A 14285-nucleotide genomic window follows, 5' to 3' on the forward strand; every position below is an offset into this window, starting at 1 on the left:
ATGGCGAAAACTGAGATCGTATCGGTCATCGCCGCCCACCCGGACGATGAAATTCTGGGCTGCGGCGGTACCATCGCCGGCCATATTGCCAAAGGCGACCAGGTTCATGTACTGATTCTGGCGGAAGGCATTACCAGTCGGGACGGCATGGCCGATCGCGGCAAATGCCAGTCCGATTTATCCGAGCTGGCTAAAGCAGCCCATAACGCCAACGATATTCTGGGCGTCACCTCATTGACCCTGAATAATCTGCCGGACAACAGGATGGATTCGCTGGATAGGCTCGATGTGGTCAAAATTGTCGAGGCCTTCGTGCAAGCGAATGCGTCTACGATCGTGTATACCCACCATGCCGGCGACGTGAATATCGACCACCGCCGTATTCATGAGGCCGTCGTGACTGCTTGCCGACCGATTCCCGGGCAACGGGTGTCGACCTTGTTGTTCTTTGAAGTGGCGTCCAGCACCGAATGGCAGCCGCCGGTGTCGGCACCGGTGTTTGCGCCGAATTGGTTTGTCGATATTTCCGCCTATTTGCCATTGAAGCTCAAAGCCTTGAATGCCTATGCCAGCGAGATGCGGCCCTGGCCGCACGCCCGTTCCGTAACCGCGCTGGAACATCTGGCCCGCTGGCGGGGGGCAACGATAGGCGTTGCCGCGGCCGAGGCTTTCATATTGGGCCGATACATACACAAAGCTGATAGTTAACGTATATGCAAATAGCAAACAGACCCATTGGAACAGGCCATCGGCCTTTCGTAATCGCCGAAATGTCCGGCAACCACAACCAGTCGCTGGAACGGGCGCTGGAAATCGTCGACGCCGCCGCCCAGGCCGGCGCACACGCGCTGAAAATCCAAACTTATACCGCGGACACCATTACGTTGGACGTCGGCGAAGGCGAGTTTTTCATTTCCGATCCGAGTTCGCTTTGGAAAGGTACCTCGCTGCATAAGCTGTATCAGCAAGCCTATACGCCGTGGGAATGGCATAAAGCCATTTTCGACCGTTGCCGCGAACTGGGGATGATCGGTTTTTCGACGCCGTTCGACGAGACAGCAGTCGATTTTCTGGAAGAGCTGAACGTACCTTGTTACAAGATCGCCTCGTTCGAAAACATCCATCTGCCGTTGATTCGGAAAGTGGCGGCAACCGGCAAACCGATGATTATCTCCACCGGTATGGCAACCGTGGCGGAATTGGACGATACGGTGCGGACGGCGCGCGAAGCCGGCTGCAACGACATCGTGCTGTTGAAATGTACCAGTTCCTATCCGGCCACGCCGGACAACACCAATATCCGCACCATTCCGCACCTGCGCGAACTGTTCGGCTGCGAAGTGGGCTTGTCCGACCACACCATGGGTACCGGCGTCGCGGTGGCCAGCGTCGCGTTGGGCGCCAGTGTCATCGAAAAACACTTTACGCTGTGTCGCGCCGACGGCGGCGTCGATAGCGCATTTTCGCTGGAGCCGGCGGAAATGGCGACATTAGTGGTCGAAACCGAGCGTGCCTGGCAGGCCTTGGGCGAAATCAGCTATGGCGTAACGGAAGCCGAAAAAAAATCGCTGCAATTTCGCCGCTCGATTTACATTGCCCGCGACGTCGCCGCCGGCGAAACCTTGACTGTCGAGAATCTGCGTTGCGTCAGGCCGGGATTGGGTTTGCCGCCCAAATACTACGAAACCTTGCTGGGGCGCAAGGTCAACCGCGACGTGAAAAAGGGTACACCGATGTCCTGGGATTTGCTCGGCTGAGTAATGGCGGAAATCGAACAACCTTGGGCTAAGCGCTTACCTTTCGATCTCGATGAAGCTTTGGCGGCGGCGAATTTGAAGGCCCGGCCGTACTTGGAAGATCGCGATAGTTGGCATAACTCGGCAGATCGCGCCGAATATCTGCCGGTGGCGTATAGCAGGGCCATGACCGACTACCAGTTGGCTTACTGGCGCGGCAGCGGGCAGCAGCTATTCGACCTGTCGCTAGTGCTTTACCAGGACAAGCATCCCTGCGGCATCTGGCCTCTGAGCCTTTGCTTCGTCGGTAACGCGCGCATCGGCAGCAACGGCGATGCGCTGTTGCCGCCGCTGTTCGTTGCCGGGCTGACGGCAAACGTCAGAAAAAAGCTGTTGCAAAGTTGCCTGGATTTCGTCGCTACGCTGGCGCGCAAATTCGACATCGGCCAATGGCAGTCGCTGGCTGCATTCGAAAATCGGCCCGGCGTCAGCGAATGGCAGCACTTGGCTTTGTGCCGCGGTGCGACCGCAACTTGTGGCTACGAATTGTTTATCGATTTGCATCCTTCCGTTGCCGAGATTAAATCCGGCTTTCGTAAGAGTTACCGGCCTTTGGTGTCGTTGGGCGCCAAACTCTGGCAGATCGCGGTTTTGGACGGTCGCGACGATCGGGTCTGGGACGAATTCAAGAATCTGCACCGCGAAGTCGCCGGCAAGGTTACGCGGAGCGACGACAGTTGGCGCTGGCAACACGAAGCCGTCGCGTCCGGCGATGCGTTTCTGGTGTATCTGCGCGACGGCGCGCAACGCATGGTCGGCGGCGGTTTTTTTCAAGTGAGCCGCGACGAGGGCGTATACGCCGTGGCTGCCTACGATAGGGCGCTATTCGACAAACCCTTGGGGCATGCCGTGCAATACCGGGCCATAGAGGAAATGAAAAGCCGCGGAGTCCGTTGGTACAAAATCGGCGCCCGGCCCTATCCCGGCGATCAACCGCCGCCCAGCGAGAAGGAGCTGCGGATTGCCGAATTCAAACAGGGTTTCGCCTCGCATATTTTCCCGTGCTACCGCTTGACCGCCAGCCTATGCCATTGATTTCTGGGTCCTGGAACCTGTCCTGCGAACAAACATCCGCCTATCGCTATGCCATGCACTCGATAACATCCAGCCCGTTCCGTGGAAAGTGCAGCGGTCGCAGTTTGCCGAGCCGGCAAGGAGCTTGTTGATGGCAAATGTTTCCGTAGGCATTGTCTCTTATAACCGGCCGGAGTTGCTGAAGCGGGCCATCGAATCGGCGATCTCGCAAACCTATCGAGACCTGGAGATTATCGTTAGCGATAACGGCAGTACCGATCCGCGAGTCCGGCACATCATCGATGAATTTGCGGCTAACGATCCGCGCATCAAATGCTTGTTCCATCCGGTCAACCAAGGGGCGTTTTTCAATTTCCGGGCGGCTTTGAATGCCGCCACCGGCCGGTACTTCATCTGGCTGGCCGACGACGATTATTGGTGCACGGAGTATTTGGAACATATAGTGGCCAAAGCTGAACAAAGCGGGGCGGCATTGATATACGGCCGCTGCGAGATTATCGATGCCGAAACCGCTAGCGACGACCGCGTGGTCAAGGAAATGGCAACGGCTTCAAGCAGAGTGGCGGCGATGGCCAATTTCGTTCGTCTCGACACCGATGCCGTCTTCTATGGACTGTTTCCTACCGCATTGGGCCGGAGGTTGGCCGCGTTGTTACGCTTTTGGCGGATACCGCCGAAGCTGGCCGCGGATTGGCCGTTTCTTGAATATAATTTCGTCAGTTACGCCTTTATTTTCGGCCTGTTGAGTTCGGGCGGATATTGCAACGCCAGTAGCGAAAATACCGTGCATTTCGTCGGCGGCCGAGCGCCGTTTCCGCATTCGCCGAGTTTGGGTTGGCGCCATCTGTGGTTGTTACTGATGTATGTCTCGGTCCACTTGCAAATGGCGAACCGGTTTGCCCATGCCGCGTATTCCGCCGCCAGTTGGCCCGGCGTACTGTTCTCGCCGGTTGCGGTGGGTTATTTGTTTTGCCGCCGGCTCGGCATGATTTTGAGCCAAAGATTAAACACACTGAAAAAAGGTCTGAAATGAGCGTAAAAACCAAAATCAAGGATTGGCTGTATACGAACTATCCGGGGTCGAAGCAAAAGGTGGAAAGCTTCTTTGCCGATGCGCCGCTACTAAGGAAACTGTTGCGCGTCGGCTTTACCCCGACTTTTCAAGGCTGGGGTATGTCGACCTTTACCCATACGCCGTGGGGCAGCGCGACCGATCTGGGTGACATTGAGCTCGCTTTCAACGAAACCTGCGGCCAGCTAACCGAACTGGTTAAAAACGACGGATTCAAACTGACCCAATTCAAGCCGGCCGAGCGGCTGAGCATGTTGAATTCGTTGATGTGGCGGCATTACATCGTCTTCTGGAGCGCCACTTTTGCCGCCAAATACGCACCGCGCGGGACACATAATTTCGTCGAATGCGGGGTTTGCGACGGCCTGACTTCTTTTTTTGCGTTGAATGCGGCTTCCCGTGGCGGCTCCGATTGGGGCGCTTACCTGTACGACGCTTGGGAGGCGATGCGCGGCGATTTGTTGCTGGAAAGCGAGAAGGGCAACCAAGGCGAATATGCGTATCTGAACGTCGACGTCACCCGGGCCAATCTGGCCATGTTCGGCGATCGGGTGCGCTTCAACAAGGGCTACATTCCGGAATCGTTTGCCGGTTCGGAAAATCCCGAGGCGATTGTGTGGATGCATATCGACTTGAATTCGGCGACGCCGACCATCGCCGCACTCGACTTTTTCTGGCCGCGTATGGTTGCGGGCGGCGTCGTGTTGTTCGACGATTACGCCTGGCCCGGTTACGAAGATACCCGCAATCTGATTCTGCAGTGGTTGAAAGATAAGGACGGCACTCTGTTACCGTTGCCTACCGGGCAAGCGTTGATCTTTAAACGTTAGTCGCGGAAGCGAGCCGATGGGCTGTCGTTTTAAGGAGCAAAAATGCGCTTTTTGATGCTGGTTTTCAGAATCATTCCGGAAGATTGGCATCGGCGTTTTTTTGGCTTGGTCGCTTTATATCTGTTGTTGGGCGTGTTCGAGATGCTCGGCGTCGCGTCGATCATGCCTTTTGTCGCCTTGTTGTCCGATCCGTCGGCACTGGCCAAATCCTCGACCGGCCAGTTGTTCGCACTGGTCAGTCCCGTGCCGCTGGAGCAAATACCGGTACACGTGGTGGGCTTGGTCGTGTTGTTTTTGTTCGTGTTCGGCAACGTGCTCGGCTTGGCGTCGATGTGGTTGTCGATCCGGTTTTCGGCGCGGTTGGGCGTCAGATTGGCCGGCGAATTATCGCTGAGCTTTTTCGCCAGGGGCTTGCCGTTTTTGCGGTCGCAGAATCCGACGATTCATGCCAATTACGTGGTCAGAGAAATCGATCGGGCCGTGTCGGGCGGCATCCTGCAGTTGTGCCTGATTGTCAGTAAAACCTTTCAGGTTGCCTTGGTCGTTGTGCTGCTGGCTTTGGTTTCGCCGTTATTTTCCGCGGTTTTCGGGTTGGCGGCCATCGTCATGTACTCGTTGTTCTTTCGCGTATTGAGAAAGAAAATGGCCGGAGCCGGCGAGGCGATTTTGCACGCTACCGGAAATGCCACCCGTGCGGCTACCGATCTGTTCGCTTCGGCCAAGGAAGTGTTGGTACGCGGCAATCTGAATTACTTCGTCGGCGGCGTGTGCGGCTGGTTGGATGAATACCACCATGCCGATCAGGTTTCCAGGGTGTATCCGATGATCCCTAAATACCTGATAGAGTTGCTGGCGTTCTCAATGTTGTTGTCTTTGCCGATTTACCGTTCCTGGAGCGGCGGCGAATACCGTTCGCTGGTACCGTTCATCGCCTTGTTCGCTTACGCCGGCTACCGCCTGCTGCCCAATTTGCAGCAGGTTTACGCCAGTCTGAGTATTCTGAAATTCAATGCCGCTGCGGTCGAATATCTCGGCCAATGTCTGGCGGAAGCCAGGGCGCGGACGGCGGGCGTCACCAGGATCGAGCGCTTTGACCGGAGCATGGTCTTCGAAAATGTGGCCTATACCTATCCGGGCAGCGATAGCCCGGCGCTTGCCGGTGTGTCGTTACAGATCGCTGCCGGCGAGAAAGTGGCGATCGTCGGCGTTTCCGGGAGCGGAAAAAGTACCTTGCTCGATTTGATCCTGGGTTTGGTGCCGGCTGCAAGCGGAACGATTGCGATCGACGGGATCGAGCTTGCCGATCAACGATTGTCATGGGCGACCGAATTGGTCGGCTACGCGCCGCAAGCGCCGCTGATCTTGGGTGCCTCGGTTGCCGAGAATATCGCGTTCGGCATTCCGGCCGACGCGATCGATCAACCGCGCTGCCGCGAGGTTGCCGATTTTGCATTGGCCGGCGACGTGGTCGGCAATTTGCCGCGCGGAATGGCTACTGTCCTCGGCAGTGGGGGCGTGGCGCTTTCCGGTGGCGAAGCCCAGCGCATATCGATCGCCCGTGCGTTGTACCACGACCCGCAAATCGTTGTGCTCGACGAGCCGTCCAGCGCCTTGGACCCGATATTGTCGGCCCGCTTGTTCGAAAAATTGTGCGCGATTGGCTTCCGGAAAACGGTGGTCGCGGTGACTCATAACTGGGACGTTCTGCCTGGGTTCGACAAAGTCGTCTTGATGGACGCCGGCCGCCTGGCCGCGATCGGCAGCTATGCCGAGGTGGCGCCGCTGGTCGAGGAACTGCGCAAGCGCGAGCCTGCCGAAGTTTGACAGGCCTGGGAATCCACAAATTTCGCAGGTGAAAGCCGTCGGCCTATCGTGTATCATCCACCGTTTTTTCTTTAGCTCGCTCGCGTTGAAAAATAAAATGGTGCGTCCGTTACAGCCCCGCCGATTGGCTGCCGACCTTTTTAAAGTTGATTCATGAAAGCAGTCATTCTGGCCGGCGGGCTCGGTACCCGCATCAGCGAAGAAACCGTTTCCCGCCCCAAACCGATGATCGAAATCGGCGGCAAGCCGATTCTGTGGCACATCATGAAGATATACTCCGCGCACGGCATTAACGAGTTCATCGTGTGCTGCGGTTACAAGGGATATGTCATCAAGGAGTATTTCGCCAATTATTTTCTGCATATGTCGGACGTCACCTTCGACATGCAAAAAAACCAAATGGAAGTCCACCACCGCTACGCCGAACCTTGGCGGGTGACGCTGGTCGACACCGGCGACGACACCATGACCGGCGGCCGCTTGAAACGGGTCGCCGCCTATCTGCAAAACGAAACGGCATTTTGTTTCACCTACGGCGACGGCGTGGCCGATGTCGATATTTCCGCTGCGATTCGCTTTCACCAAGGCCACGGCAAGTTGGCCACCGTCACCGCCGTCCAGCCTGCCGGGCGCTACGGCGCCTTGGATTTGGCCGGAACCCGGGTCAAAGGCTTCATGGAAAAACCGAAAGGCGACGGTGGCTGGATCAACGGCGGTTTCTTCGTGTTATCTCCCGAGTGCGTGACGTACATCGACGGCGATGCAACCCATTGGGAAGCCGAGCCATTGACCCGTTTGGCGCAGCAAAGCCAACTGATGGCGTTCGAACACGCCGGCTTTTGGCAGCCGATGGATACGCTACGCGACAAGAATCAGCTCGAGGAGTTGTGGCAATCCGGGGCCGCACCGTGGAAGGTTTGGCATGAATCCTGAATTCTGGCAAGGCAAGCGGGTGTTCGTCACCGGCCATACCGGTTTCAAAGGTTCCTGGTTGACGATGCTATTGCATTCGTTGGGCGCGACGGTTTACGGCTATGCCTTGCCTCCGGCCACTGCACCGGCGCTGTTTGTCGAGGCCGGCGTGGAATCGCTGCTCGCCGCGCATGTGCTGGCGGATATTCGCGATCTGCCTGCTTTGGCGGCGGCGCTGGACCAGGCCCGGCCTGATATCGTCTTGCATCTGGCGGCCCAACCTTTGGTACGGTATTCCTACCGCGAGCCGGTCGAGACTTTTCAGGTCAACGTGCTGGGAACGGTAAATGTACTGGAGGCGGTGCGCCGGCAAAGCACGGTCCGCGCCGTTGTCAACGTTACCACCGATAAGTGTTACGAAAACCGCGAGTGGTTGTGGCCTTACCGCGAGAACGAAGCCATGGGCGGCCGCGATCCTTATTCGGCCAGCAAAGGCTGTGCGGAATTGGTGACGGCCGCTTACCGGGCGTCGTTTCTGGCGCAGGCGGGTGTGCATTTGGCCTCGGCCCGTGCCGGCAACGTGATCGGCGGCGGCGATTGGGCGGAAGACCGTTTGCTTCCGGACGCGCTGCGTGCGTTGGACCGCGGCGAAGAATTGGTGATTCGGGCACCGAATGCGACGCGGCCCTGGCAACATGTGTTGGAACCGCTATCCGGCTATTTGGTGTTGGCTGAGCATTTATTCGAGCATGGCGAGTCATTCGCCGAAGGCTGGAATTTCGGACCGCACGAACAGGACGCCAAGCCGGTGGCTTGGTTGCTGGGCGAATTGGCGAAGTGCTTCCCGACTCTGAATTGGCGTTCAGAACCGAGCGATCTGCACGAAGCGCATTTTCTGAGCCTGGACAGCAGCAAAGCCCGGCAGCGTTTGGCTTGGCAACCGCGCTGGCGCTTGCAGATTGCCATCGAAAAAACTGCCGCCTGGCACCAAGCTTGGCGCAACGGCGAGGACATGGCCGAGTTCAGCGTCAGACAAATTCGGGATTACCGGCGAGCGCCGCATGGAGACGGTCTTGGCGCAATTTGAAGTCATCGCGGCGCCGTTGGCCGGATTGAAATTGATTCGGCGGCGCTGTTCGGAAGACAGTCGCGGCTATTTTTCCCGGTTTTTCTGCGCGGACGAATTAAACGCTGCCGGCTTTTCGGAACCGATCGCTCAGATCAACCAGACGCTGACTCGCCGCCGCGGTACGGTCAGGGGCCTGCATTTCCAGTATTCGCCCCACGCCGAGACCAAACTGGTCAGTTGCCTTCGCGGGCGGATATTCGATGTTGCGGTCGATTTGCGCAGCGGTTCGCCGACCTTTCTACACTGGTACGGCGTGGAATTGTCAGCTAATAACCGCGAGTCGCTGCTGATTCCGCAAGGTTTCGCCCACGGTTTCCAGACTTTGGAGGACGACTGCGAATTGTTGTATTTGCATAGCGCGGCCTATGCGCCGAGTGCGGAAGGTGCGTTGCATGCGTTGGAACCGAGAGTGGCTATCGATTGGCCGTTGGCGATTACCGAAATGTCGGAGCGCGATCGGCAACACTCAAACCTACCATCCGATTTTCAAGGTATCGAGCTATGAAATGCCGTCATTGCGGTTCCGAACTCTCTCTGCCGCTGATCGATCTGGGCAGCGCGCCGCCTTCGAATTCCTATCTGACCGCCGAAACCTTGCATGCGCCGGAACGCTGGTACCCGTTGCGGGTACTGGTCTGCCAGCAGTGCTGGTTGGTGCAAACCGAGGATTATGCCCATTGCGCCGAATTTTTTTCGGCCGATTACGCCTATTTCAGTTCGTTCTCGTCGACCTGGCTGCAACACGCTGAAAATTACGTCGCGGCGATGGTCCGGCGTTTCGGTCTGGATGCCGGGTCGTTGGTGGTGGAAGTGGCATCGAACGATGGTTATTTGTTGCAATATGTGCAGGCACGCGGGATAGGCGCATTAGGTATCGAACCAACCGCAAGCACCGCCCAAGCTGCCCGCGATAAGGGCTTGCAGGTGGTCGAGGAGTTTTTCGGCGCACAATTGGCCGAGCAGCTGGTTGCCGCAGGCGTCCGGGCCGATTTGATGGCGGCGAACAATGTGCTGGCGCATGTCCCCGACATTAACGATTTCGTCCGCGGCTTTGCGGTGTTGCTGAAGCCGGCCGGCGTCGCGACCTTCGAGTTTCCGCACTTGCTGAATCTGATCGAAAGCAATCAGTTCGATACGATATACCACGAGCATTTTTCCTATCTGTCGTTGACCGCCGTGCAAAGGATATTCGCGGAAAACGGTTTGACGGTATTCGATGTCGAGGAATTACCGACCCATGGCGGCAGCTTGCGGGTGTTTGCCCAGCGCACCGCCGACGGCGCACAGCCGGTCGAGCCAGCCGTGGCCGAGTTATTGCGGCGCGAGGTTCAGGCCGGCATGGCCGGGGTGGCTTTTTACGCCGGATTCCAGAAGCGGGCCGATGCGTTGAAGAACGATCTGCTAAGCTTTTTGCTGGACGCGGCCCGCAACGGCAAGAAAGTCGCGGCTTATGGCGCAGCGGCAAAAGGCAATACCTTGCTCAATTACGCCGGCGTGCGGCCGGATCTGATTGCCTATGTCGTCGACCGCAATCCGGCCAAGCAAGGTAAATGGCTGCCCGGCAGCCGGATACCGATTGTCGACGAGCAGCATTTGCAACGCGATAAGCCCGATTATGTGCTGATATTGCCGTGGAATTTGCAGCGCGAAGTGGTTGCGCAACTCGATTACGTGCGGGATTGGGGCGGCCGTTTCGCCATTGCCGTGCCGGAGTTAACGGTCCTCTAATGCGAATCGCGGTTACCGGTGCCGACGGCTTCATTGGCCGTTATCTGTTGTCGATCCTGCTGGCGCAGGGCCATCAGGTGGCTGCCGTTTCCAGGCGTTCCGATCATGCGCCGCAGCCCGGCCTGACCTGGTTGCAGGCCGATTTGTTGGATGTCGGCCAAGCCAGGCAAGCGATGGCCCAAGCCGAAGCCGAGTGCTTGATTCATTTGGCCTGGTTCGTCGAGCACGGCCGGTTCTGGACCGCAGCCGAAAATTTTGCCTGGTGCGATGCGACGGCGAATTTGCTGGCAGCATTTAAAGAATTTGGCGGCAAGCGGGCGGTGATTGCCGGGACCTGCGCCGAGTACGACTGGAATTACGGCTATTGCGTCGAAGGCAAAACGCCAACTGCGCCGGTAACGCTGTACGGCAAGTGTAAGGATGCCACCCGGCAATTTACCGAAGGTTTTTGCCGCGACAACGGCATCGAATGGGTGTGGGGGCGGATTTTTACGCCGTACGGGCCGGGCGAACCGGCGGCGCGATTCGTGCCGTCCGTGCTCTCAGCCATGGCCCGGGGCGAAGTTTTGAAGTGCAGCCACGGCCGGCAGTTTCGCGATTTTCTGCACGCCAGCGATGTCGCATCGGCTTTCGCCCATTTGGCGGCAAATACTTCGGCGGCCGGCGTGTTTAACATCGCGTCGGGCGAACCTATGCGGCTGGCGGATATCGTGGCGATCTGCGCCGGTTTGTTCGAAGCCGTGCCGGCTGTCGAATTCGGCGCCGTGCCAGTGGCCGAATACGATCCGCTGCTGCTGGTTGGCTGCGCGGATAAACTGGCTGCAACCGGTTGGGCCGCACGGATATCGATCCGCGACGGCCTTGCCGATTACCGAATTAAAATTAACGAATTGAAGGGGAGTGAATGATGGATCCGGTAACACAGTTTGCGCATGAAAGAGAGTCTATCCGCCAGGCTTTCGCGGCAAACAATGCGGGCGAACAGCTGACTCGCGCCTGGATGAATTTCGCTCAAGCCGGCAAATATTCTTACCAGTTCGATTGGATGGGGCGGCCGATCATTCAGTACCCGCAGGATATCGTGGCGATGCAGGAGCTGATTTGGTCGGTCAAGCCCGACCTGATCGTCGAGACCGGTATCGCTCACGGCGGATCATTGATTTTCAGCGCATCGATGCTGGCGTTGCTGGACATGGCCGAAGCGATCGAAGCCGGCGAGCAGACGCTGAATCTGCGCGATTTCCGCCGCAAAGTGATCGGCATCGATATCGATATTCGCGCCCATAACCGGGCGGCGATCGAAGCCCATCCGATGAGCTCGCGGATCGAAATGATCCAGGGCTCCAGCATCGCCCCGGAAACCGTGGCCGAGGTCAAAGCTCGCGCGGAAGGTTCGCAGCGGATTTTGGTGTGCCTCGATTCCAACCACACCCACGAGCACGTGCTGGCCGAGCTGGAAGCCTACGCGCCGCTGACGACGGTAGGCAGTTACTGCGTGGTGTTCGATACCATGGTAGAGGACATGCCGGCCGATCTGTTCCCGGATCGTCCTTGGGGGCCGGGCGACAATCCGAAAACCGCGGTCAGGCAATATTTGCAGTCGCATCCCGAATTCGAGATCGACAAAGGTTTGGATCATAAACTGCAGATTTCGGTGGCCCCGGACGGCTTTTTGAAACGCCTGCGCTAACTGCAGTTCGACCGCCGGCCTTGCCGATGCCCCATTTTCCTGGTCTTTCTGTGCCGATTGCCCACGCTGTTGTCGCCAATGCCGGTTTTGCCGGTGCTCCGACTGCCGTGGCGCAACGCGGCGAACGTATCGCAACTCTGGATTTTTTTCGCGGCATCGCCATTTTGATGGTGATTTGCGGCCATTTTCTGCCGCAGCGCTTGGTCTTCGGCAACTTGGCAACATCGTTTGCCACCATGGGCAGGGGCGGCGTGATTGTGTTCTTTTTGCTAAGCGGATACTTGATATTCAAGAGCTTACAGAACTGCAATATCGGCGCATTTCTATGCCGGAGGTTTTTCAAAATTTTTCCGGCGTATTGGTTGAACCTGCTGGTGTTGTTCATTGCCGGCCAACTGGGTTTCGGTTTGGCAATCCACTCCAATGCGACCTACCTGGCCAATTTTACGATGCTGTCCGACCTGTTCAGGTTACCGAATGTCAGCAACGTATATTGGACCCTGTTGATCGAAGTGAAGTTTTACGTGTTTATCGCTTTGTACTCCCATTTCTTAAAGAATCGTTTCGTTTCGGCGGCACCGGTATTGTTTACCCTGGCTAATGCTGCGATGTTTGTGCTTAGGGGGCAGGCCAGTCAGCTATTGACGTTTTTTCCGGTTTTTTTTGTCGGCATCCAGGTGTTTCAGGCGGAGAAATCCGATTGGGCGGGGGTAAGCCTGTTAAGGTTGGCTTTGACCGCCTTGCTGGCCGGACTTAACGTTGCCGTGTTCGACGGCATCTATCCGCTTTGGTCGATGGCCTATATTCTCGGCGGCGCTGCGGCCATGGCCGGACTTTTGCAATCCGGATTCTCGATGGCTTTGCTGGCGTTTTTCGGCAAGGTTTCCTACAGCAATTATTTGTACCACACGCTGGTCGGTTACTCGGCGTTCGAATGGATCGGCCGCCAGCAGAGCCTCGCTGGCAATCTGCTGGCTGTTGCCGTCGTGGTGGTGGTGTCGACCTGGGTGGCTTATCTGAGTTACATCCTGGTCGAACTGCCGTCGGTACGGTTTTGCAAAACCCATGAAGCGCAGTTTTTGGGTCAACTCTCCAGGTTTTGGAAACGTTAATGGCAGCGGCAAGAACGGTTTTGGTGGTTTTGGGTACCCGGCCGGAGGCGATCAAGCTATCGCCTTTGGTTTTGGCCGGCAAAAATCGGAGCCAATTCGATTTTCTGGTTTGCAACACCGGCCAGCATCGGCAGATGTCGGATCAAGTGTTGGAGTTGTTCGGCTTGCATGCCGATTTCGATTTGGACATCATGCGTGCCGAACAAACCCTGACCGGGATCACCGTCGATATCCTGACGCGGATGCAGGATTGTCTGGACCGCTGCCGGCCGGATTGGGTCGTGGTGCAGGGTGATACGACGACCAGTTTTGCCGCGGCACTCGCGGCTTTTTACCGGAAGGTGCCGGTAGCCCATGTCGAAGCCGGCTTACGCACCGGCAATATCTATGCTCCGTGGCCGGAGGAGATGAATCGGCGGCTGGTCTCCGAATTGGCGACGCTGCATTTTCCGCCGACCCGGTCTGCCGCGGAAAACCTGCTGGCCGAAGGGATCCCACCGGACAGAATGTTGGTGACCGGAAATACCGGCATCGACGCTTTGAAGGGCCTGGTTAAGCGCTTGACGGACGACGCGATGTTGCGGGACAGGGCGGCGAAATTATTGAACGCGGCCGGTTTGAAAGCCGTGAACTTGTCTGAGCGCCGGCCTTACGTACTGGTCACCTGCCACCGGCGGGAGAGTTTCGGCGCCGGTCTGGAGGCCATCTGCTCGGCGATATTGCAGCTTGCCGGCCGTTTTCCCTGTTACGATTTTATTTACCCGGTGCATCCGAACCCGCGGGTCAGAGAAACGGTAAACAGGCTGCTGGGAAGCGGTATCGCCAACGTTCAATTGATCGAGCCTTTGGAATATTTGCCGTTCGTCAGCCTGATGGCGGACGCCGAATTGATTTTGACCGATTCCGGCGGCGTGCAGGAAGAGGCGCCGAGTCTGGGCAAACGCGTCGTGGTGTTGCGAGACGAGACCGAGAGGACCGAGGGCCTCGAAACCGGTTTGATTCGCCTGGCCGGAACCGATCCCGTTAAAATAACCGGTTATACGATAGACGCCTTGGAAGGCCGCTGGCCGCTGGCGGATCGTGCCGATGTTTACGGCGACGGACTGGCGTCGGAACGGATTATCGATGCCATCGCCGCCCATTCCCCGGTTTGACCG

At 57.5% G+C, this 14285-nt stretch carries 14 protein-coding genes; all 14 read left to right on the forward strand.

Annotation, left to right across the window (positions count from 1 at the left end; genetic code table 11):
- Positions 1 to 708 (forward strand): PIG-L deacetylase family protein, encoded by a 708-nt coding sequence (locus tag NP603_RS03820; RefSeq protein WP_256609604.1) that lies wholly within the window; start codon positions 1 to 3, stop codon positions 706 to 708.
- 5 nt (positions 709 to 713) lie between these two features.
- Positions 714 to 1757, forward strand: coding sequence for a pseudaminic acid synthase (gene pseI, locus NP603_RS03825; RefSeq protein WP_256609605.1), 1044 nt, complete (start codon positions 714 to 716; stop codon positions 1755 to 1757).
- Between the two features lie 3 nt (positions 1758 to 1760).
- Positions 1761 to 2831 (forward strand): FemAB family protein, encoded by a 1071-nt coding sequence (locus NP603_RS03830; RefSeq protein ID WP_256609606.1) that lies wholly within the window; start codon positions 1761 to 1763, stop codon positions 2829 to 2831.
- Between the two features lie 130 nt (positions 2832 to 2961).
- Positions 2962 to 3864 (forward strand): glycosyltransferase family 2 protein, encoded by a 903-nt coding sequence (locus tag NP603_RS03835; protein ID WP_256609607.1) that lies wholly within the window; start codon positions 2962 to 2964, stop codon positions 3862 to 3864.
- The gene (locus NP603_RS03840) at positions 3861 to 4733 is read left to right on the forward strand and encodes a class I SAM-dependent methyltransferase (RefSeq protein ID WP_256609608.1); all 873 of its coding nucleotides are present in this window, start codon (positions 3861 to 3863) and stop codon (positions 4731 to 4733) included. The genes NP603_RS03835 and NP603_RS03840 overlap by 4 nt, the downstream gene beginning before the upstream one ends.
- Positions 4734 to 4775: 42 nt before the next feature.
- Positions 4776 to 6557, forward strand: a complete 1782-nt coding sequence (locus tag NP603_RS03845) for an ATP-binding cassette domain-containing protein (protein WP_256609609.1) — start codon at positions 4776 to 4778, stop codon at positions 6555 to 6557.
- Positions 6558 to 6710: 153 nt separating this feature from the next.
- A complete protein-coding gene (gene rfbF / locus NP603_RS03850; RefSeq protein ID WP_256609610.1) occupies positions 6711 to 7490 on the forward strand; it encodes a glucose-1-phosphate cytidylyltransferase in 780 nt (259 codons plus the stop codon).
- A complete protein-coding gene (rfbG, locus tag NP603_RS03855; RefSeq protein WP_256609611.1) occupies positions 7480 to 8556 on the forward strand; it encodes a CDP-glucose 4,6-dehydratase in 1077 nt (358 codons plus the stop codon). The genes rfbF and rfbG overlap by 11 nt, the downstream gene beginning before the upstream one ends.
- Complete coding sequence (gene rfbC / locus NP603_RS03860) at positions 8543 to 9103, forward strand: dTDP-4-dehydrorhamnose 3,5-epimerase (protein WP_256609612.1); 561 nt, start codon at positions 8543 to 8545, stop codon at positions 9101 to 9103. Before rfbG ends, rfbC begins: the two co-directional genes overlap by 14 nt.
- Positions 9100 to 10326, forward strand: coding sequence for a class I SAM-dependent methyltransferase (locus tag NP603_RS03865; RefSeq protein ID WP_256609613.1), 1227 nt, complete (start codon positions 9100 to 9102; stop codon positions 10324 to 10326). The genes rfbC and NP603_RS03865 overlap by 4 nt, the downstream gene beginning before the upstream one ends.
- Positions 10326 to 11234: an NAD-dependent epimerase/dehydratase family protein gene (locus NP603_RS03870; protein ID WP_256609614.1), complete on the forward strand. Its 909-nt coding sequence runs from the start codon at positions 10326 to 10328 to the stop codon at positions 11232 to 11234. The genes NP603_RS03865 and NP603_RS03870 overlap by 1 nt, the downstream gene beginning before the upstream one ends.
- Complete coding sequence (locus NP603_RS03875) at positions 11231 to 12016, forward strand: cephalosporin hydroxylase family protein (RefSeq protein ID WP_256609615.1); 786 nt, start codon at positions 11231 to 11233, stop codon at positions 12014 to 12016. Before NP603_RS03870 ends, NP603_RS03875 begins: the two co-directional genes overlap by 4 nt.
- Before the next feature lie 26 nt (positions 12017 to 12042).
- The gene (locus NP603_RS03880) at positions 12043 to 13128 is read left to right on the forward strand and encodes an acyltransferase family protein (RefSeq protein ID WP_256609616.1); all 1086 of its coding nucleotides are present in this window, start codon (positions 12043 to 12045) and stop codon (positions 13126 to 13128) included.
- Positions 13128 to 14282: a non-hydrolyzing UDP-N-acetylglucosamine 2-epimerase gene (wecB, locus tag NP603_RS03885; protein ID WP_256609617.1), complete on the forward strand. Its 1155-nt coding sequence runs from the start codon at positions 13128 to 13130 to the stop codon at positions 14280 to 14282. The genes NP603_RS03880 and wecB overlap by 1 nt, the downstream gene beginning before the upstream one ends.
- The last annotated feature ends 3 nt before the right edge of the window (positions 14283 to 14285 follow it).

The organism is Methylomonas aurea (assembly GCF_024505045.1).
In the GTDB taxonomy this organism is placed as follows: Bacteria; Pseudomonadota; Gammaproteobacteria; order Methylococcales; family Methylomonadaceae; genus Methylomonas; species Methylomonas aurea.